The organism is Microbacterium dextranolyticum (assembly GCF_016907295.1).
Lineage (GTDB): Bacteria > Actinomycetota > Actinomycetes > Actinomycetales > Microbacteriaceae > Microbacterium > Microbacterium dextranolyticum.
On the sequence record NZ_JAFBBR010000001.1, the window covers coordinates 3142881 to 3162296 of the forward strand.

General features: G+C 70.6%; 18 protein-coding genes. 6 read left to right on the forward strand and 12 right to left on the reverse strand.

The window, feature by feature from the left end:
- Positions 1-6 precede the first annotated feature (6 nt).
- From JOE64_RS14245 to JOE64_RS14260, 4 genes are all read right to left on the reverse strand, one after another.
- Positions 7-1500: a GH1 family beta-glucosidase gene (locus tag JOE64_RS14245; protein ID WP_204964849.1), complete on the reverse strand. Its 1494-nt coding sequence runs from the start codon at positions 1498-1500 to the stop codon at positions 7-9.
- A 33-nt stretch (positions 1501-1533) separates the two neighbouring features.
- Complete coding sequence (locus JOE64_RS14250) at positions 1534-2442, reverse strand: carbohydrate ABC transporter permease (protein ID WP_204964850.1); 909 nt, start codon at positions 2440-2442, stop codon at positions 1534-1536.
- The gene (locus JOE64_RS14255; protein ID WP_204964851.1) at positions 2439-3530 is read right to left on the reverse strand and encodes a carbohydrate ABC transporter permease; all 1092 of its coding nucleotides are present in this window, start codon (positions 3528-3530) and stop codon (positions 2439-2441) included. Before JOE64_RS14255 ends, JOE64_RS14250 begins: the two co-directional genes overlap by 4 nt.
- A gap of 83 nt (positions 3531-3613) precedes the next feature.
- On the reverse strand, positions 3614-4888 hold the full coding sequence (locus tag JOE64_RS14260; RefSeq protein ID WP_204964852.1) for an ABC transporter substrate-binding protein: 1275 nt from the start codon (positions 4886-4888) through the stop codon (positions 3614-3616).
- A 173-nt stretch (positions 4889-5061) separates the two neighbouring features.
- Between JOE64_RS14260 and purS the strand changes: the two genes are divergently transcribed.
- The 3 genes from purS (at position 5062) to JOE64_RS14275 (ending at position 6692) form a co-directional block, all read left to right on the forward strand.
- On the forward strand, positions 5062-5307 hold the full coding sequence (purS, locus tag JOE64_RS14265; protein WP_204964853.1) for a phosphoribosylformylglycinamidine synthase subunit PurS: 246 nt from the start codon (positions 5062-5064) through the stop codon (positions 5305-5307).
- On the forward strand, positions 5304-6011 hold the full coding sequence (purQ, locus tag JOE64_RS14270) for a phosphoribosylformylglycinamidine synthase subunit PurQ (protein WP_204964854.1): 708 nt from the start codon (positions 5304-5306) through the stop codon (positions 6009-6011). The genes purS and purQ overlap by 4 nt, the downstream gene beginning before the upstream one ends.
- Before the next feature lie 81 nt (positions 6012-6092).
- On the forward strand, positions 6093-6692 hold the full coding sequence (locus tag JOE64_RS14275) for a nucleoside deaminase (protein WP_204964855.1): 600 nt from the start codon (positions 6093-6095) through the stop codon (positions 6690-6692).
- A 21-nt stretch (positions 6693-6713) separates the two neighbouring features.
- Here JOE64_RS14275 and add read toward each other — a convergent pair whose 3' ends face one another.
- The 7 genes from add to JOE64_RS14310 all read right to left on the reverse strand — a co-directional run bounded on the left by add (position 6714) and on the right by JOE64_RS14310 (position 13192).
- Positions 6714-7745: an adenosine deaminase gene (gene add / locus JOE64_RS14280; protein WP_204964856.1), complete on the reverse strand. Its 1032-nt coding sequence runs from the start codon at positions 7743-7745 to the stop codon at positions 6714-6716.
- A 23-nt stretch (positions 7746-7768) separates the two neighbouring features.
- Positions 7769-8626: an ABC transporter permease gene (locus tag JOE64_RS14285; protein ID WP_204964857.1), complete on the reverse strand. Its 858-nt coding sequence runs from the start codon at positions 8624-8626 to the stop codon at positions 7769-7771.
- Positions 8623-9459 carry an ABC transporter permease gene (locus JOE64_RS14290; protein ID WP_239531788.1) on the reverse strand — a complete coding sequence of 279 codons (837 nt, stop codon included), beginning with the start codon at positions 9457-9459 and terminating at the stop codon, positions 8623-8625. The genes JOE64_RS14285 and JOE64_RS14290 overlap by 4 nt, the downstream gene beginning before the upstream one ends.
- Positions 9449-10258: an ABC transporter ATP-binding protein gene (locus JOE64_RS14295; protein ID WP_204965112.1), complete on the reverse strand. Its 810-nt coding sequence runs from the start codon at positions 10256-10258 to the stop codon at positions 9449-9451. The genes JOE64_RS14290 and JOE64_RS14295 overlap by 11 nt, the downstream gene beginning before the upstream one ends.
- Positions 10259-10299: 41 nt before the next feature.
- On the reverse strand, positions 10300-11370 hold the full coding sequence (locus JOE64_RS14300) for an ABC transporter substrate-binding protein (RefSeq protein ID WP_204964858.1): 1071 nt from the start codon (positions 11368-11370) through the stop codon (positions 10300-10302).
- A 125-nt stretch (positions 11371-11495) separates the two neighbouring features.
- Positions 11496-12059 (reverse strand): nucleotidyltransferase family protein, encoded by a 564-nt coding sequence (locus JOE64_RS14305; RefSeq protein WP_204964859.1) that lies wholly within the window; start codon positions 12057-12059, stop codon positions 11496-11498.
- Positions 12056-13192, reverse strand: coding sequence for an XdhC family protein (locus JOE64_RS14310; RefSeq protein WP_204964860.1), 1137 nt, complete (start codon positions 13190-13192; stop codon positions 12056-12058). Before JOE64_RS14310 ends, JOE64_RS14305 begins: the two co-directional genes overlap by 4 nt.
- A gap of 130 nt (positions 13193-13322) precedes the next feature.
- Here JOE64_RS14310 and JOE64_RS14315 point away from each other — a divergent pair, with 130 nt between their 5' ends.
- Both JOE64_RS14315 and JOE64_RS14320 read left to right on the forward strand, forming a co-directional pair.
- The gene (locus tag JOE64_RS14315; RefSeq protein ID WP_204964861.1) at positions 13323-14126 is read left to right on the forward strand and encodes an FAD binding domain-containing protein; all 804 of its coding nucleotides are present in this window, start codon (positions 13323-13325) and stop codon (positions 14124-14126) included.
- On the forward strand, positions 14123-16861 hold the full coding sequence (locus JOE64_RS14320) for a molybdopterin-dependent oxidoreductase (RefSeq protein ID WP_204964862.1): 2739 nt from the start codon (positions 14123-14125) through the stop codon (positions 16859-16861). The genes JOE64_RS14315 and JOE64_RS14320 overlap by 4 nt, the downstream gene beginning before the upstream one ends.
- Before the next feature lie 85 nt (positions 16862-16946).
- On the opposite strand, the gene JOE64_RS14325 is transcribed toward JOE64_RS14320, so the two are convergent.
- On the reverse strand, positions 16947-18323 hold the full coding sequence (locus JOE64_RS14325) for an amidohydrolase family protein (RefSeq protein WP_204964863.1): 1377 nt from the start codon (positions 18321-18323) through the stop codon (positions 16947-16949).
- Positions 18324-18395: 72 nt separating this feature from the next.
- On the opposite strand from JOE64_RS14325, the gene JOE64_RS14330 reads away from it, so the two are divergent.
- Positions 18396-19013, forward strand: coding sequence for an LOG family protein (locus tag JOE64_RS14330; RefSeq protein WP_204964864.1), 618 nt, complete (start codon positions 18396-18398; stop codon positions 19011-19013).
- Positions 19014-19416: the final 403 nt, after the last annotated feature.

The following is a 19416-nucleotide window of genomic DNA, read 5'->3' on the forward strand; positions in this document are numbered from 1 at the left end:
GGAGCCCTAACTCTTGACGTCCAGCAAGGGAACGGATGCCACCGGCACCTCGATCGCACGGTCGGCGATGACCCGACGATACTCCAGAGCGCTGTCCTTCATCGTGCGCTCCTGGGTGGAGTAATCCACATGAATGATGCCGAAGCGCTTCTCGTACCCCCAGGCCCACTCGTAGTTGTCCATGAGCGACCAGTAGAAGTAGCCGCGCACGTCCACGCCGGCCTCCACCGCATCCAGGATGGCCTCGAGATGACCGCGCAGGAAGACGACGCGGTCATCGTCGTGGACGCGGCGCGCGGAGGCATCCCCCGCGTCTTCGACGACGAGGACGTCGTCGTAGGCGGCGCCGTTCTCGGTGACGTAGAGCGTCGTTCCTGCCTCACGGGCGTAGCCGTCCCAGACCCGCTCCAGCAGTCGCGTCAGCGACGCCGGGTCGACCTCCCAGTTCATGCTCGTGCGGGGCAGGCCGCGCTCGTGCCAGTAGATTCCCTCGAACGACGGGAACGGCGAGCGCGCCGGGCGCGACGTGGGGGCATCGCCGGGCAGCGGCGGGTGCGGGTCGGGCGTGCCGGCCACGAACTCGCCGTGGTAGTAGTTCACACCGAGCGCCTGTAGCGGCGTCGAGATCGTCTCGAGGTCGCCGGGCAGCGTCGCCGCTTCGAGGGCGTCGATCGCCGCAGGCTCGACCGCGCGGATGTCTTCGATCGCGTCGGCCGGGTAGGCGCCACGGAAGATCGGGTCGAGGAACCAGCGGTTGAACTGTCCGTCGATGCGGCGGGCCGCGTCGACATCGGCCGGTTCGGTCGGGTCGACCGGGTCGGCCACCGTGAGGTTGAGGGTGATGCCGAGGTCCAGCGAGGCATCCCGCGCCCGCAGCTCCTGCACGGTCATGCCGTGCCCGAGCAGCAGGTGGTGCGCGGCGAGCACGCCGTCGGTCACGCTGTAGCGGCCGGGGGCGTGGATGCCGGCGGTGTAGCTGAGGAACGACGAGCACCACGGCTCGTTGAGCGTCGTCCAGTTCTGCACCCGGTCGCCGAGGGCGTCGTGCACCGACAGGGCGTACTCGGTGAACTGCTCGGCCGTGGAGCGGAGGGTCCACCCGCCGCGCTCCTCGATGGCCTGGGGCATGTCCCAGTGGTACAGCGTCAGCCAGGGCAGGATGTCGTTCTCGCGCAGCTGGTCGACGAGCCGCTTGTAGAAGTCGAGCCCCTTCGCGTTGACGGCGCCGCCGTCGGGCCGCACCCGCGACCACGACACCGAGAACCGGTAGGTGTCGAGTCCGAGCTCCTTCATCAGGGCGACGTCCTGCGGGTAGCGGTGGTAGTGGTCGCAGGCGACGTCGCCGGTGTCGCCGTTGATCACGGCGCCGGGCACACGGCTGAACGCGTCCCAGATCGACGCCGTGCGGCCGTCTTCGAAGGCGGCGCCCTCGATCTGGTAGGCGGCCGTAGCCGCGCCGAAGAGGAACTCGGGCGCGAAGGTGCGCACGTTCTCGGTCATGAAGGGATCCTTCCGTGGATGCCGGTGCGGGCCTCAGCCCTTGACGGCACCGGCCATGATGCCGCTGACCAGCTGCTTGCCGGCGAAGATGAACAGGATGAGGAGCGGGATCGTCGCCAGCAGCACGCCGGCCAGCACGATCGAGTAGTCGACGAAGTAGTTCGACTGCAGGAGCGACAGCGCCACCGGGAGCGTGGGGTTCTGCCGGTCGAGCACGATGAACGGCCAGAAGAAGTTGTTCCAGGCGGACACGAACGTGAACAGGGCGAGCATGGCGGCCGCAGGCCGGGCGGCGGGCAGGCCCACCGTGAGGAACGTGCGGAACGAGCTCGCGCCGTCGACACGGGCCGCCTCGATGAGTTCGTCCGGCACCGCCTGGCGCAGGTACTGGGTCATCCAGAACACGCCGAACGCGCTGACCAGGGCGGGCACGATGATGGCGCCGAGCTGGCCGGTCCAGCCCATGTCGCTGAAGAGGATGTACAACGGCACGACGCCGAGCTGGGTGGGTACGGCCATCGTCGCGATCACGAACACGAGCAGCCAGCTGGAGCCCTTGAACTTGAGCTTGGCGAACGCCCACCCGGCGAGGGTGGAGAAGAACACGACCGACAGCGCGATCAGCGCCGAGCTGACGATGGAGTTCCACAGCGCCGGCCAGAAGTTCACGGCCGGGTCGTTCATCACCTTCGCCGCGTTGGCGAAGAAGTTGCCGCCCGGGATCCACGACATGTGGGGGTCGCGGATCGTGTACGAGTCGCCCGACCCGATCAGCAGCGACCAGTAGAACGGGAACAGGCTGCCGGCCAGCACGACGCCGAGGCAGGCGTACACGAACCAGCCCGGGCGCGTGCCCTTGATGTGGCGGGGACGCTTGTTCCTGGCGGGCGCGGGGCGCTCGGGGTCGGCGAGCGGGACGGCCTGCTGGGTGAGGGCGCTCATCGTGTCACCTTCGTCTGTGCGGGGCGGTCGGTCGAAGAAGTGGATGCGTGCGCGGCGCGGTCGCCGGCGACGGATGCCCGGGCACGGCGGCGCGCGGCGCGCAGCTCCGCCCTGCTGAGCGTGGCCCGGCTGCCCTCGTCACGGACGAGGTTCCGGGTGATGAACAGGTTGATGACGCCGATCACGAGGATGATGAGGAACAGGATCCAGGCGAGCGCGGCGGCGCGGCCCAGGTTCCACTGGCCCCAGCCGATGTCGTACAGCCACAGCGAGATGGTGAGCCACTGGTTGTTGGCCCCGCCCGTGCCGGTCTGGTCGTACATGCGCGGCTCGTCGAAGATCTGCAGACCGCCGATCGTCGAGGTGATGATGACGAAGATCAGGGTCGGGCGCAGGCTCGGCATGGTGATCGCGAAGAACTGGCGCGCCTTTCCGGCGCCGTCGACGGTCGCGGCCTCGTAGTAGTCGCGTGGGATGGCCTGCATCGCGGCGAGGAGGATCAGCGTGTTGTAGCCGGTCCAGCGGAAGTTGACCATCGTGGCGATCGCGATGTGGCTCGCGAACGTGTTCGAGTGCCACATGACCGGGGAGAGTCCGATGTTGCTCAGCCACGTGTTGATGAGGCCGTACTGGTCGCCGAACATGTTCGAGAAGACCAGCGCGACGGCGACGGGGGCCATGACGTAGGGGACGAGCACGCCCATGCGCCAGAAGGTCTTGGCACGGATGTTCTGGTCGAGCAGCGCCGCGATGAAGACGGCGACGATCAGCTGCGGCACCGACGACAGCAGGAAGATGCTGAACGTGTTGCGCAGGGCATCCCAGAACTTCGGGTCGTTGATCACGGTGATGTACTGATCGAACCCGACGAAGGTGCCCGAGTTGCGCACGAGGTCCCAGTCCATGAACGAGATCACCGCGGTGTACCCGATCGGGAACAGGCCTACGACCAGGAACAGGATGAAGAACGGGGAGATGTAGAGGTACGGCGAGAGCTTGAGATCCCAGGCGCTCAATCGGCTGCCGAAGCCGATCCGCTTCGGCCGCCGGGTCGCGGCGCCGCGGGATGGGGAGGTGGTGGTGTCCACGTCAGTCCTTCGATTCTCGTGGGTGAGGCAGAGAGCGGGCCCGGGAGGGTCCCCCCGGGCCCGCTGTCACTGTCCTGCCGGCGTCACTTGATCGCGGCGACTTCCGTCTGCCACTGGGCCCAGGAGGCGGCCTTGTCCTGCGTCTTCTCCTCGACGCGGGTCAGTGCCTTCTGCATCGCGTCGTTGATCTGGAAGTAGAACTTGCCCTTGAACGGCGAGACCGTGACCGCGTTGGCGCGCTCGGTGAGGATCTTGCCGACGGGTGCGTTGTTGAAGAACGCGTTGGTCGAGCTGAGCAGCTCGTCGGACTTCATCGCGTCGACCTGGCTCGGGAACGTGCCCGCCGCGGCGAAGGCCTTCATCTGGGTCTCGGGGCTGCTCAGCCAGTCGGCGAGCTGCTGCGCGGCGGCGACGTGCGCGCCGTTCGCGGGGACGGTCAGGTACGAGCCGCCCCAGTTTCCACCACCACCGGGGAAGACGTTGGCGATGTCCCAGGTCTTGACGTCCTTCGCGTTGCCGGAGACCACGCCGAGCATCCAGCCGGGGCAGAGCATCGTCGCGAACGAGCCGTTGGCCAGGCCCGCCATCCAGTCGTCCGACCACTGGCTGAGGTGCGCGGACTGCGTCGAGGCGGCGTCGAGGACCTGGTTGTAGGTCTGCTCGACCTGGGGGGCGATGTCGATCTTGCCGGACGAGGGGTCCTCGTATGCGTTCTCGATCTGGTTGACCATGCCCTGGTAGGTGCCGCCGGCCGAGTCGAAGAAGGCCTTGCCGGTCGCCTTGGTGTACTGGTCGCCGACGGAGAAGTACTTCGCCCAGTCGCCCTGGAGGAGCTTGGCGACCTCGTCGCGGTCCGTCGGCAGGCCGGCGGCGGCGAACAGGTCGGAGCGGTAGCAGACGCCCTCGGGGCCGATGTCGGTGCCGTACCCGATCAGGTTGCCCTTGGGGTCGGTCGCGGCCTTGACCTTCCAGTCCAGCCAGCGGCTGCTGAGGTCGGCGGGGACGGGCGCGAGCAGGTCGGAGTACTTCATGACCTCGGGCAGCCAGTCGACCTCGATGGCCTCGATGTCGGCGAGACCGGTCTTGCCGAGCTTCTGGAAGTAGTTGGCGCGCGCGTCGTTGCTGGTCGCGGCCTTGTTGTGCACGATCGTGACGTTGGGGTGCTCCTTCGTGTACTCGGCGAACAGGGCGTCCGAGTAGCCGAAGTCGTTGAAGGTGGCGACCGTCAGGGTCACCTTCTCGTTGGGGTCGGCCGTGGCCGCGCCGCCGCCACCGCCGGCGCAGCCGGCGAGGACGAGAGCGGAGGTGGTCGCGACGCCGGCGACGAGGCCGACGCGGCGCAGTGCGCGTGTGTTCACGTGTCACTCCTTTGTGGTGTGGGTGCGAAGGTCTTCTTCTGCCCGACGGGTGAGCACTCGAGCCCGGAGGCAATCCGTGGGAGCGCTCCCACGGTTTCGATCACACTTCGGTAACGGCCCCGGGGCCGTAGACTGTGCGGGCACCCCTTCCCGCGATTTCCACGGAGACTCGAATGCCCACCATCGTCGTCGACGTCATGCCCAAGGCCGAGCTGCTGGACCCGCAGGGCAAGGCGGTCGCCGGAGCGCTCGCCCGTCTCGGTCACGAGGGCTTCGAGGGCGTCCGCATCGGCAAGCGGTTCGAGCTCACGGTGGCGGATGCCTCCGAAGAGACCCTCGCCGCGGTCAAGGTCATCGCGGACGAGATCCTCTCCAATGCCGTGATCGAGGACGTCGTCGGCATCGAGGTCGCCCCGTGACGACCCGCATCGGCGTCATCACGTTCCCGGGGTCGCTGGACGACGGCGACGCCCGCCGCGCGATCCGTCTCGCCGGCGCCGAACCCGTCGCGCTCTGGCACGGCTCGCACGATCTCGAGGGCGTCGACGCCCTGGTCCTGCCCGGCGGATTCAGCTACGGCGACTACCTGCGCGCCGGGGCGATCGCCGCTCTCGCGCCGATCATGGCTGAGGTGAAGGACGCCGCTGCGAAGGGGATGCCCGTGCTCGGCATCTGCAACGGATTCCAGATGCTCGTCGAGGCGCACCTGCTGCCGGGCGGGCTCATCCGCAACGCCCACCAGCAGTTCATCCGTCGCGATCAGCGACTGCGGGTCGAGAACGCCACCACCGCGTGGACGTCGGAGTTCACTGCGGGCCAGGAGATCACGATCCCGCTGAAGAACGCCGACGGCGGCTACATCTGCTCGTCCGAGACGCTGAAGCAGATCGAGGGCGACGGTCTCGTCGCGTTCCGCTACGTCGGGGTGAACCCGAACGGATCGCTCGACGACATCGCCGGGCTCACCAACGAGCGCGGCAACGTCGTCGGCCTGATGCCGCACCCCGAGCACGCCGTCGAGCCGGGCTTCGGCCCGAGCACGCCGGCCGCGATGCGGTCGGGCATCGACGGGCTGGCGTTCTTCACGTCGGCCGTCGCGGCGCTGGCCTCCTCCGCCGCCTGATCGGGAGCGCAGCGCGCACGACGGATGCCCCGGCATCCGGGCGTAGCCTCGCCGAAACATCCCGGCGGTAGCGTCACGAGCATGACCGCACTCGCCACCTCGTACACGGCGTCGCTGCCCTCGTGGCTCATCGCCGACCTCGACTCGCTGCCCGCCGTTCTGCCGACGGCCCAGGAGCAGATGCTGCTCGTGAACGAGCTGGCCGACCGCAACTGGCGGGCCGGCAACGGGGGTCCGTTCGCCGCGATCGTGGTCGACGAGGCATCCGGAGCGCTCATCTCGGTGGGCGTGAACGTCGTCCTCGAGTCGGGCGTGACCTCCGCGCACGCCGAGGTCATGGCACTCGCCCTCGCCCAGCGCGCCGTCGGACGCTGGGACCTCGGTGCGGGCGGCGAACGCCTGACGCTCGTGGTCAACTGGCGTCCGTGCGTGCAGTGCTACGGCGCGACGATGTGGAGCGGCGTTCGCTCGCTCGTCGTCGCCGGAGAGGGCGACCTGCTCGAGGAGCTCACCGGATTCGACGAGGGCCCCATGGTCGACGACTGGGCGGAGCAGTTCGAGCGCCGCGGCATCCGCGTCACCTCCGGCATCGGATACGACGAGGCCGTCGCCGTGTACCGCGCGTACGGCGCGAGCGACGCGGTCGTCTACAACGCGCGCGGCGCGGTCGAGGCGGTCTGAGCGACCGCCTCGACGCGAGACTCAGCGCGAGAGGCTCACTCCGTGCTCCGCGGCGTAGTCGCGGACGGCGGAAACGTACGCGTCGCGGCGGGCGGGGGTGAGCCAGGACGCCTCGAAGGAGTTGATCGCCAGCTGCGCCAGATCGGCCTCGTCGAGGCCCGCCTGCGCGGCGAGGGCGACGTAGTTCTCCGCGACGTAGGCGCCGAAGTAGGCCGGGTCGTCGGAGTTCACCGTCACCCGCACGCCCTCGCGCAGCAGCGTCACGATCTCGTCGGCCTTCATCTGCTCGGTCACGAACGAGTTCGACACCGGGCAGCAGGTGAAGCCGAGCCCGCGCTCCTTCGCGAGCGCGACGAGCGCGGGGTCCTCGACGATGTTCGTGCCGTGGTCGATGCGGTCGACGCGGATGTCGCGCAGCACCTCGCCGATGTTGTCGATGGAGCCCACCTGATCGATGTCGCAGTGCATCGTGAGGAAGAATCCCTCGGACTTGGCGCGGGCGAACACGGCGGCGAACTTGGACGGCGGGTTGTCGCGCTCGTCGGAGTCGAGCCCGACGCCCACGATCCACTGCTTGTACTCGAGCGCCTCCATGAGCGTCGCCATGGCGAACTCGGCGGAGAAGTCGCGCAGGAAGCAGAGGATGAGCTCCGCCGAGATCCCCAGCTCGTCCTGCGCCCGCACGGCGGCGCGGCGGTACCCGCCGATGACGGCGGAGAAGGGCACGACCCGGCTCGTGTGGGCCTGCGGGTCGAAGAACATCTCGGCGTGGACGACGCCCTGCTCCTTCGCGCGCAGCAGGTAGGCCCACGCCAGGTCGTGGAAGTCGTCGGCGGTCTGCAGCACCTCCATGGCCGGGTAGTACACCGCGAGGAAGCTCGTCAGATCCGTGAAGTCGTACGTCGCGCGCACCTCTTCGACGCTCGTCTGCGCGAGCTGGATGCCGTTGCGTGCGGCGAGCTCGAACTTCAGCTCGGGCTCGAGCGTGCCCTCGAGGTGCAGGTGGAGCTCTGCCTTGGGCAGGCCGAAGGCGAAGGCGGCGAGGTCGGACATGGGGGCCTTTCGGGGGTGGGGCATCAGACGCGGTCGGACATGCCCATACGGGCGAGCAGGACCGCTTCCAGGATATGGACCAGGTTGTAGAGGATCAGCGCCGCGACCGTGATCACCGCGACCGAGGACCACAGCGCGGAGAACTGCGCGGCGGCGATGTAGCCGCCGAACGCGCCGCCGATCCCGCCGCCGACGGCGAGCCATTCGGCCAGGAGTGCACCGGTGATGGCGCCGGGCACCGAGATGCGGACGGCGGCCAGGAGCGAGGGCAGGGCGCTCGGCAGGGCGACCTTGCGCAGCACGGTCCACGACGAGCCGCCGTACACCGAGACGAGGTCGCTCATGTGGGCGGGCGCCGACTTCAACCCGAAGGCGATCGTGACGAGGGCGGGGAAGAGGACGACGATCCCGCCGAGCACCGCGATCGTGGCGAAGTCGCGCGCGAAGATCAGGATGATGACCGGGGCCATCGCGATCAGCGGCACGGATCGCAGCAGCATCGCGAGCGGCATGAGCGCGTGCTCGACCCCCGCGCTGAGCTGGAAGAGCGCCGCGACCAGCACGGCGACGACGAGCCCCGCGACGAAGCCGACCGCGGCGTGCCCGAGCGACACCCACAGCTGGCCGAACACGGCGGCACGGTTGGCTTCGGCCGCGGGCACCGTGAACAGGTAGTTCCAGACGTCGAGCGGGCCCTTGCCCACATACGGATTGACGCGGAAGATCCACAGCGAGCCGGCCCAGAGCACGAGGACGGCGGCGAGGGTCAGCACGAAGGTCATGAGGCCCGATCCGACGGCGCGCAGACCCGCGGAGCGTGTGCGGCGTCGAGCGGTCGCGGACGCCGACACGATCGACGTCGCCGAGACCGCGGCGCTCATCGTCGCGCTCCCTTCGACCACGGCGCGACCGACCGCGCGATGATCCCGAGCAGGGCGTACCCGATCAGCGCGACCGCACCCGACACCAGGGCGAGACCCCAGACGCGCGGCGCGTCGAGCGCCTGCTGCGCCGCGATCATCGCGGGACCGACGCCCAGCTCGACCTTGCCGAAGAACTCTCCCAGGACAGCGCCGAGGAACGCCGCCGGCACGGCGATCTGCAGTGCGTTCAGGATCGACGGCAGCGCGGCGATCAGTCGGATCTTGCGCAGTTGCGTGAAGCGGGAGCCGCCGTAGACGGCGACGACGTCGAGGCTCGCCCGATCCGCCGCCTTGAGGCCCAGGAGTGCGCCGACGACGGTCGTGAAGAAGACCGCGAGCGCGGCGAGGAAGGATGCCGTGCCCGAGGGCTCGCCCGGCTTGGGCACCGGGATGATGACGACCAGCAGCATCCCGATCGCGACGATGGGGATGCAGTAGGTGATGATCGCCAGCTGCATGACCACGCCCTCCAGACTCGGCACGACGAGCACGAGCCCCGCGAGCACGAGCGCGAGACCGTTCCCCCAGAGGTATCCCGTGCCCGCCTCGGTGATGGTGACGGAGAAGTTGCGGGCGTAGTAGGCCCACCCGGTCTGCACGAACTCCTCGACGACCTGGGGCGGGGTGGGGATGGCCTGGACGCCGCCCGGTCCGACGTTCGAGAACACGGTCGCCGCGAGCACCCACCACACGAGGACGATCCCGATCGCGCCCAGGATCCCGGTCGCCCACGCCGGAAGACGCATGGCGCGCAGGGCGCCGCCGCGCCCCATCGCCTGGTCAGTGGTCATCGGCTGCGGCACCTCCCACGCCGAACAGCAGCTCGGAGGCCCGGTCGACGTAGGCGTGGAACTCGGGTGTGCGCATCATCTCCGGCAGCCGCGGACGCGGCAGGTCGATCTGCATGACCTCCTTGATGCGGCCGGGGCGCGGGCTCATGACAGCGACCTGGTCGGAGAGGAAGATCGCCTCGGAAATGCCGTGCGTGACCAGCAGGGTCGTCGCCGGCTTCTCGGTCCAGATGCGCAGGAGCTCGAGGTTGAGCTTCTGCCGCGTCATGTCGTCGAGCGCGCCGAACGGCTCGTCGAACAGCAGCACCGACGGCTTCATGATGAGCGATCGTGCGATCGACACGCGCTGGCGCATGCCGCCGGACAGCTGCGCGGGCTTCGCCTTCTCGAACCCCTTGAGACCGACGAGCTCGATCATCTCGCTCACGTACTCGCGATCCACGGGGCGTCCGGCGACCTCGAACGGTAGCTGGATGTTGGACTGCACGCTGCGCCACGGCAGCAGAGCCGAGTCCTGGAAGGCGATCCCGAGCTCTCCCGCCCGCCGCAGCTCCTTCGGGCTCTTGCCATCCACGCGGGTCGTGCCGCTGGTCGGGTCTTCGAGTCCCGCGAGGATGCGCAGGATGGTCGACTTGCCGCAGCCGGAAGGCCCGAGCAGGGACAGGAAGGATCCCTGGTCGGTGTGCAGGTCGGCATCCTGCAGCGCCACCACTTGCTTTCGCCCGACGGTGAAGATCTTGTTGAGGGCGGTGATCTGCAGACCGGTGCCCAGGCTCGTCGCCTGGGCACCGGTCTGGATGGCCGTGTCGGTCACGAAGGCTCCGTCATCCGTTGCGGGTCTCAGTGCGCGTACGCGACGAGGCCCGGGTTCTCGGCGTACACCTCGGACAGGAGGCTGAGGTCGAAGAGGTCGGATGCCTTGAGGGTGATGCCGGCGCCGGCGAGGCTCGCGATCGTCATCTTCTGCAGGTCGTCCGAGATCGTGAACAGGCCGTTCTTGGTCGTCTCGTCGGAGACGACGAGAGCGTTCTGCGCCTTCGAGCCGGCGAGGGTCTTGGCGGGGTCGAGGCCGAGGTCGGCGCCGTAGGTCTTCAGCGCCAGGTCGGCGCCGGCCTGCGGGTCGGCGAGGGCGTCGGTCCAGCCGCGGATCTCGGCCTTGAGGAAGTCCTTGAGCATGCCGCGCTTGTTCGCGATGGTGTCATCGGTGGCCGCGACCGTCTCGGCGACGAAGGGCAGGCCGTTCTCCGCGAAGGGCAGGTTGGTGGTCGACAGCCCCTGCATCTCGAGCGTGATCGCCTCGTTCGTGATGTAGGCGACGAAACCGTCGACCTCGCCGTTGACCAGCGGCGCCGGGTCGTACTGGACGGGGACGATCGTGAGCTCCGACGGGTTGATCCCGTTGGCGGCCAGCAGCGCCTTGAAGAGCGAGGCGTTGGAGTCCTGGACGCCGATCTTCTTGCCCTTGAGGTCGGCGGGCGTGGCGATGTTGCCGCCGTTCTTCAACGAGAGGATCGTGAACGGGTTCTTCTGGAAGGTCGCCCCGATGATCTTCACCGGTGCCCCTTCGTTCGCGACGGCGGCACCGACCGACACCGAGTCGCTGAGGGCGACCGTGGCTGTGCCGCTGGCGAGCTCGGCGACGCCGGTCGACGGGCCGGGAACGAGGTTGACCGAGGAGAACCCGGCCTCGGAGTAGTAGCCCTTGCTGTCGGCGAGATACTCACCGGCGAACTCCTCGTTCTTGATCCAGCTGAGCTGGACGGTGAGGTCTCCGTGCGATGCCGAGGCGGACGACGCGGAGTCGGCAGGCGTCGTGGAGGAGGAGCAGCCGGCGAGGGCGGCGGCGGCGAGGGCGGTGCCCAGGAGGGCGGCGACGGCGCGCCGTGCGCGCCGCGAGGAAAGGATGCTCATGTGCTGTGATCTCCGAGTTCTTGGCGGTTCGCTTCGGGCGACGAGCTCGTGCACCGCCCGGCACGACTGCAAGCGACGCTAGAAGACGTAGATTTCGCGCACATCGGGGGTCTGTTTCGGGGCGGTTACGCCGGTGCCGCGCGGTGGTCGACATCCTGTCCGTGCCAGAGATCGGCGCATTCCACGGCATCCGCGACGTGATCGCGCAGATACGCACCGGCCCCTCGATCACCGGTGAGCTCGGCCGCCACGCGGTACCAGTGGTCACGGCCGATGAGCACCGGATGCCCCGGCGCCCCCTCGTAGCGGGCTCGGCGGAGCGAGGCCCGCCCCGCCCCCGCCATGACCCGTCGACACGCGGATGCCGTGAGGTCGGGCACGTCGACCGGCACGATCAGCGCGGCTTCCGCCGGTGTCTCGGCCGCCGCCGACAGGCCCGCGCGGACGGATGCGGACAGCCCGTCGGACCAGTCCTCCGCCGGCGCGACGACGGCCCCGGCCGGGACGAGCGCGGCGACGGCGTCGGCCGCCGCCCCGACCACGACGATCACGGGGTCGCAGCCCGCGTCGCGAAGCGTGCGGACGACCGTGGCCACCCAGGGGGTGCCGTCGCCGGCCCGCGCGAGGCCTTTGGGCCCACCGAACCTCGTGCCCGCACCGGCGGCGAGCACGATGCCGCACGTGGTCATGGGCGGGCGGACGAGAACGGCCCCGGCGCGCACACCACGGGCACGACCGCACCGGCGGGAGCATCCGTCGCGCGCCGCACCGCCTCGTGCGCCGCGCCGGGAATCTGCTCACGGGCGGCGCCCTCCGCGGCACGGGCGGCGCCGCCGTGGATCGGTCCCGCGAGCGCCGAGAGCCGGGTCCCGGATCCCCCGTGCCGGTCGGCGACGATCTCCGCAAGGATCGACAGCGCGGTCTCGGCGGCCGACGAAGCTCCGAGATCGAGCCCGATCGGCGAACGCAGCCGTGCGAGGTCACCGGCCGACACGCCGGCCTCGGCGAGTCGTCGCAGGCGGTCGTCGTGCGTGCGCCGGCTGCCCATGGCGCCGACGTAGCCCGCCGGAGAGCGCAGCGCCAGCGTCAGCGCGGGCACGTCCAGGCGCGGGTCGTGGCTCAGCACGCAGACCGCGGTGCGGTCGTCGAGGGTCTGGGTCGCGAGGTAGCGGTCGGGCCAGTCGACGACGACCTCGGCCCCCGGGAACCTCTCCGCGGTCGCGAAGACCTCGCGCGGATCGACGACGCTCACCCGCAGGCCGAGCGCCGATCCCAGCTGCGCGAGGGCGACCGCGAACTCCACCGCACCGACGACGATGAGCCGCGGAGCCGTCCCGACCTCGATGAGGACCGACCACTCCGCACCGGAAGCGTCCGCCGCGGCATCAGCCGCCCGGTCATCGAACAGCCCCGTCCCGCATCGCGGCCCCGACACGACCAGCCGGAATCGGGTCGGCACGGCCGCGGCATCCCTCTCGGCGAGCAGGGCGATCGCCGCCGCGGCGTCGCTGTGCGGCGCGACCGGGCGCACGAGGACGTCGACCGATCCCCCGCAGGTGAGCCCGACGGCGAGTCCGTCGCCGTCGCTGTAGCCGAAGCTCTCGACCGACGCCGCTCCGGTGGCGATCGCGTCGAGGCATCGCTCGTACACGGCGCCCTCGACACAGCCCCCCGACACGTTGCCGAACACACCGGCATCCGAGACGATCATGCTCGCTCCCACCGGCCGCGGCGCGCTGCCGGCGACGCCGATGACCGTCGCGATCGCGAACGGACGCCCGGTGCGGACCCATTCGGCCGCCGGTGTGAGGATCTCGCGCATGGCCGCCACGCTAACCACCGCGCGTTGCGGGCCTGTTGCGGGCGCGTGAAACACGGGCGAAACGGCGCTCTGTTTCACTCGGTCTCGAGCCGGGTGACCTGCAGCCCCGCCGATCGAGGAGACCACCGCCATGGACATCACCACCGTGCGCTCCTACCGTGTCGCCCGTACGCGCGGCGATCTGACGCTCGCCCCCGGCGAGGTCGTGCTCGCAGGCGGCACCTGGCTCATGAGCGAGCCGCAGCCGGGGACCACCGGTTTCGTCGACCTCGCGGGCATGGACTGGACACCCCTCGAGATCGAGGCGAGGGGCCTGCGGATCGCGGCCACCTGCACGATCGCGCGGCTCGTGGCGTTCGCCCGCGACGCCCCGGCCGAGTGGACGGCCGCCACGATCATCCCGGACGCCGCGAACGCCCTGCTCGCCTCGTTCAAGATCTGGAACACCGCCACCGTCGGCGGCAACGTGTGCCGCGCGTTCGCCGCGGGCGCGATGGTGTCGCTGTGCGTCGCCCTCGACGGCGTCGCCGAGATCTGGGGACCCACGGGTGACCGGCAGCTGCCCGTCGCCGAGCTCGTGACGGGCAACGGAACCACCTCGCTCGGTGCCGGCGAGGTGCTGCGCGGCATGCGCCTGCCCGCTCATGCGCTGCGCTCGCGCGCCGCGCTGCGCAAGATCGCCCTCGCGGAGCACGGACGGTCCGGAGCCGTCGTCACGGGCCGGATCGATGCGGACGGCACGAGCGTCTTCACGATCACGGCCGCCACGTGGCGGCCGACCGTCCTCCGCTTCGACGAGGTGCCGGATGCGGCGACGCTCGCCGCCGCCGTGGCGGAGGCCCCGGGGTACTACACCGACCCGCTCGGCGAGGCGGACTGGCGCCGCGGGGTCAGCGGCACGCTGGCGGAGGACATCCGGAGGGAACTCGCATGAGATGGATCGTCGACGGCACCGAGGCCGAGGCCGAGCCGCGCCCCGGACAGTGCCTGCGGACGCTTCTGCGCGAGACGGGGCACACCGAGGTCAAGAAGGGCTGCGACGCCGGTGACTGCGGCGCCTGCAGCGTGCTGCTCGACGGCGAGCCCGTGCACTCGTGCCTCATTCCCGCCGCGCGCGTCGAGGGGCGCACCGTCACGACGGCGGCGGGCCTCGCGCCCGGCGACGACCTGCATCCGGTGCAGCGAGCGATCGCCGAGGGCTTCGGCTTCCAGTGCGGGTTCTGCACGCCGGGGATGAGCGTGACGGCATCCACCCTCTGCGCCGACGACCTCGACGACCTCGACCGGCGGATGAAGGGGAACCTCTGCCGCTGCACGGGGTATCGCCCCATCCGTGAAGCGATCCTGACGGCCGTGCGTGAGACCGGGCCGCGGCGCCCCGCGGAGATCCCGCCCGCACCCGCCCCGGACGCGCACACCGTGGGCCGATCGGTTCCGCCATCGGCCGGCCCGCGCCTGACGCAGGGGCGCGAGCCGTTCACGTTCGACCTCGAACCGGGGCACCCCGCGGCCGGCGCGCTGGTGCTGCGGCTCGTGACGAGCCCGCACGCGCACGCGCGCATCACCGCGATCGACACGGATGCCGCGCGCGCGGTGCCCGGCGTCGTCGCCGTGTTCACGCACGCGGATGCTCCGGACGTGCGCTACTCGACCGGTCGGCACGAGCACCGCACCGACGACCCCGACGACACCCGTCTGCTCGACGACGTGGTGCGCCACATCGGCCAGCGCGTCGCGGCGGTCGTCGCCGACACCGCCGAGGCGGCGGATGAGGCGTGCCGGCTCGTGCGGGTGAGCTACGAACCCCTCGACGCGGTGTTCGACCCCGACGAGGCCCGGCGCCCGGGCGCTCCGTTGCTGCACCCCGACCGCACCCCCGACGACCGGGTCGACGAGGCCGCGCGGAACGTCATCGCGAGCGTGCACACGGGGCCCGACGTCACCGCGGCGCTCGCCGCGAGCGCCGCGACGGTCACCGGCACGTGGCAGACGTCGCGGGTGAGTCACGCCCAGCTCGAGACCCACGGATCGATCGGCTGGCTCGACGAGGACGGACGCCTCGTCATCCGTTCGTCGACGCAGGTGCCGTTCCTCGCGCGCGACGAGCTCGCGCACATCTTCGGCCTCGACCGCGATCAGGTGCGCGTGCACACGGCCCGGCTCGGCGGAGGCTTCGGCGGCAAGCAGGAGCTGTTCACGGAAGACCTCGTCGCCCTCGCGGTGCTGCGGACCGGGCATCCGGTCGCGTTCGAGTTCACCCGCGCCGACGAGTTCGCCCGCGCCGCCGTGCGGCATCCGATGCGGGTGAGCGTGACGCTCGGCGCCGATGCCGACGGACGTCTCACCGCGATGGCGATCGACTCGCTGAGCGACACGGGAGCGTACGGCAACCATTCCCGCGGCGTCATGTTCCACTCGCTGGCCGAGTCGACGACGATCTACCGGGTGCCGTTGAAACGGATCGACGCGGAGGTCGTCTACACGAACAACCCGCCGTCGGGCGCGTTCCGCGGGTACGGGCTCGGACAGGTCGTGCTCGCCGTCGAATCGGCGATGGACATGCTCGCCGAGCGCCTCGACATCGATCCGTTCGAGCTGCGACGACGCAACGCCGTGACGGTGCACGACGATCCGGGTCACGACGACCTCGTCTGGGGCAGCTACGGGTTCGACCAGTGCCTCGACCTCGCCGAGAGCGCGCTGCGCCGCGGCAACGGCGTGGAGGCACCGGAGGGCTGGCTCGTCGGCGAGGGCATGGCGGCCGCGATGATCGCCACGATGGCCCCGTTCGGTCACATCGCCCACACGCGGGCGACGCTCCGCCCCGACGGCACGTACCTGCTGCGTGCCGGCACCGCCGAGTTCGGCAACGGCACGACGACCGTGATGCGGCAGATCGCCGTCACCGACCTCGCGGCCGACCCGTCGCGCATCGAGCTGTGGCACGCCGACACCGATGCGGTCGCGCACGACACGGGGGCGTTCGCCTCGGCGGGGATCACGGTCGCCGGCAAGGCCCTGCATGCCGCCTGCCTCGCCCTGGCCGCCCGTCTGTGCGAGCGTGCCGCGGAGCTCACCGGCACGGATGCCGCCGACGCCGAACTCATGCCCGACGGCGTATACACGTCGGCGGGGGTCATCTCGCTGGAGGCGCTGACCGCCGACGGCGAGATCTCGGCAGACGGCAGCGAGCTCGGCGAGCAGCGTTCGCTGGCGTTCAACGTCCACGCGGTGCGCGTCGCGGTGAACCCTCGGACGGGCGCCGTCCGCATCCTGCAGTCGATCCAGGCGGCGGATGCCGGATTCGTGATGAACCCCGCGCAGTGCCGCGGACAGATCGAGGGCGGCGTCGCGCAGGGCATCGGCAGCTCGCTCTACGAAGAGGTGATGGTCGAGGACGGTAGGGTCACCACTCCGGTGTTCCGGCTGTACCGCGTGCCCCAGTTCGCCGACGTGCCCGACACGGAGGTCTACTTCGCCGACACGGCCGACGACCTCGGACCGTTCGGAGCGAAGTCGATGAGCGAGTCGCCGTACAACCCGGTGGCCCCGGCGATCGGCAACGCGATCGCCCGAGCCCTGGGCTCTCGGCCGTTCGTCCAGCCGTTCCGTCGCGACCGGGTCTGGCAGCTCGCGGCATCCCACCGCGACGTCTCCCCCGGCGCCTGACGGGTCATCGCCCGCGCGCACGCCCGGGCGGGGCCGCGGTTTCCGGCGCCCGGGGTGCCCGGGATCGCCGGACACCCGGCCCCGGTCAGTGCGGGTGGCCGCGCAACGGCACGAGCGCGGCGGGCAGCTCATGCAGCTTCGCCGACGCCTCGGCGGCCAGGGGGTTCGTCGATACCCCGTCCGCGTTCACGAGGCGACCGCCGACGTAGACGGCCTTCAGGTTCCGCGGGCTCATCGCGAGCACGTACGAGCGCACCGGATGCCACAGCGGCCCGACGTCGGGCCGGCGCGGGTCGACGACGACGAAGTCGGCGAACTTGCCGACTTCGAGCGAGCCGACCCTGTCGGCGACGCCCATGATCTCCGCCCCGCCCAGGGTGTGCAGGCGCAGCATCCGCTCCGGCATCATCGACAGCGGGTCCTTCGTGCGGGCGCGCTGCATGTAGATGCCCATCCGCATGTTCTGCCACGGATCGCTGACGTCGGTGCAGGCCTGGTCGTCGAGCCCGACGCCCACCCGCATGCCCATCTCGAGCATCTCGGGAACGAGCGCGACACCCGAGGCGAGGCGCCCGTTGGATGCCGGCTGCCACGACATCGCTGCACCGCCCGCCACCGAGCGCTCGATGATGTCGGGCGTCGTCTGGATGAAGTGTCCGAAAACGAGGCCGAGCTCGAGCGCACCGGCATCCCGGTACAGCGCGAACTTCGACTGCTGGTGCTCGACCGCCTCGGGCGACTCGAGGAAGTGCGCCTGGTTGGTGACGCCGAACCGGCGCATCGCCTCGACCTCGAACTCGGCCGCCTCGGGGTGCGGCGACCACTGCACCTGCCCCATGATCGAGCTGCCGAGGGCGAAATCCGGGTCGAACGTGCGGGTGTGTGCGACCTCGGCGGCGAAGCGCTCGAACACCTCGTCGGGGGTTCCGGCCGTGACGTCCATGCCCGCGGCATCCACGAAGCGGATGCCGGCGTCGCGCGTGCCCTCCGCCTGACGCCAGTGGTACTCCAGTCCGCGCAGGCCCGCCGTGCCGGTGCGCTTGCCGTCGACCATCGACTCCCACGCCTGCAGCGGGTCGGTGAAGTTGTACGCGGTCGTCACACCGTTCGAGAGGAAGTCGAGCGAGCCGTGCAGGGTCGACCAGTACAGCTGGTCGGCACTCATGTGCGCGGTCGAGCCGAGCATCGAGTCGCACCAGCCGTACAGGGTGTCGGCCACACCGAGGCCGCGCAGGCCGCTCGTGAACAGGTGCGAGTGGCTCGAGACGAAGCCGGGAGCGACGAACGCGCCGTCCACGTCGAGGGTCTCGTCGGCGACCGTGCCGACCGGCGGCGTGCCCGCCCCGAGCGCGGCGATGCGGCCGTCATCGCCCACCAGCATCCAGCCGTCGTCGATGTACCCCGGGTCGTCGGTTCCGGCGGGAACGGTGATGAGACGCGCGTGGAGGACGAGGAAGGACATGCCCAGCACGCTAACGAGTCGATGTTTCCGACCTGTCACGGCCAGGAAACACGCGCGGATTAGCGTCGGTGCATGTCGCGCTTCACGGTCACGGTCTTCTGCGGATCCTCGTCGGGCTTCGACCCGGTCTACGTCGACGCGGCCCGCGCCGTCGGCACGGCGATCGGCCGCGCCGGCATGGCGCTCGTGTACGGCGGCGGCCACGTGGGGCTCATGGGAACGGTCGCCGATGCCGCCCTCGCGGCCGGCGCCGAGGTGACGGGGGTGATCCCCCGCGCCCTGCAGGCGCGCGAGGCCGTGAACGAAGACCTCACCGAGCTGATCCTCGTCGACACGATGCACGAGCGGAAGATGCTCATGGCCGACCGCGCGGATGCCTTCCTCGCCCTCCCCGGCGGACCGGGCACCCTCGAAGAGCTCACCGAGCAGTGGACGTGGGCGCAACTGGGCATCCACGAGAAGCCGGTCGGGCTGCTGAACGTCGACGGCTACTTCGACCCGCTGCTCGCCTTCGTCGCGAACATGCGCGATCGGGGCTTCACCCACCCGCGCTACACCGACATGCTGGTGGTCGCCACCGAGGCATCCGAGGCCCTCGCGCGCCTGCGCGACTACGTCCCCCCGACGCGATCCGAGGCCTCGCCCGGCGCCGAGATGACCGGCGCGCTGTCTCTGCCCGTCCGCCCCTGACCTCGCGCCCGCCCTGCCCCGGCGTGCTCGGTCTCGGGGCCTACCCCCGCTTCGGAGGCGCCGATCTGCGGGTCTCCCCCGCCCAGACCCACACAACGACACCCCCGAACGCAGCGAGACCAGGCTGGGGATGCCAGGGCCCCCGCCCGCGCGGCGTCCCTCACCTCAGGGCGCACCCGGTCTCGGGGGCATACCCCGGGCTTCGGAGGCGCCGACCTGCGGGTCTCCCCCGCCCAGACCCACACAACGACGCCCCCGAACGCAGCGCGACCAGGCTGGGGATGCCAGGGCCCCGCTCACGCGGCATCCCCCCACCTCAGGGCTTGCCCGGTCTCGGGGGCACACCCCAGGCTTCGGAGGCGCCGACCTGCGGGTCTCCCCCGCCCAGACCCGCACAACGACG

Coding starts and splice junctions, on each gene's coding strand:
- JOE64_RS14275 (WP_204964855.1), top strand. CDS start 6,093: ATGACCGCACTCGCCACCTCGTACACGGCGTCGCTGCCCTCGTGGCTC.
- purS (WP_204964853.1), top strand. CDS start 5,062: ATGCCCACCATCGTCGTCGACGTCATGCCCAAGGCCGAGCTGCTGGAC.
- JOE64_RS14245 (WP_204964849.1), bottom strand. CDS start 1,500: ATGACCGAGAACGTGCGCACCTTCGCGCCCGAGTTCCTCTTCGGCGCG.
- JOE64_RS14315 (WP_204964861.1), top strand. CDS start 13,323: ATGGACATCACCACCGTGCGCTCCTACCGTGTCGCCCGTACGCGCGGC.
- JOE64_RS14310 (WP_204964860.1), bottom strand. CDS start 13,192: ATGCGCGAGATCCTCACACCGGCGGCCGAATGGGTCCGCACCGGGCGT.
- JOE64_RS14300 (WP_204964858.1), bottom strand. CDS start 11,370: ATGAGCATCCTTTCCTCGCGGCGCGCACGGCGCGCCGTCGCCGCCCTC.
- JOE64_RS14250 (WP_204964850.1), bottom strand. CDS start 2,442: ATGAGCGCCCTCACCCAGCAGGCCGTCCCGCTCGCCGACCCCGAGCGC.
- add (WP_204964856.1), bottom strand. CDS start 7,745: ATGTCCGACCTCGCCGCCTTCGCCTTCGGCCTGCCCAAGGCAGAGCTC.
- JOE64_RS14290 (WP_239531788.1), bottom strand. CDS start 9,459: ATGACCACTGACCAGGCGATGGGGCGCGGCGGCGCCCTGCGCGCCATG.
- JOE64_RS14320 (WP_204964862.1), top strand. CDS start 14,123: ATGAGATGGATCGTCGACGGCACCGAGGCCGAGGCCGAGCCGCGCCCC.
- JOE64_RS14330 (WP_204964864.1), top strand. CDS start 18,396: ATGTCGCGCTTCACGGTCACGGTCTTCTGCGGATCCTCGTCGGGCTTC.
- JOE64_RS14325 (WP_204964863.1), bottom strand. CDS start 18,323: ATGTCCTTCCTCGTCCTCCACGCGCGTCTCATCACCGTTCCCGCCGGA.
- JOE64_RS14305 (WP_204964859.1), bottom strand. CDS start 12,059: ATGACCACGTGCGGCATCGTGCTCGCCGCCGGTGCGGGCACGAGGTTC.
- JOE64_RS14285 (WP_204964857.1), bottom strand. CDS start 8,626: ATGAGCGCCGCGGTCTCGGCGACGTCGATCGTGTCGGCGTCCGCGACC.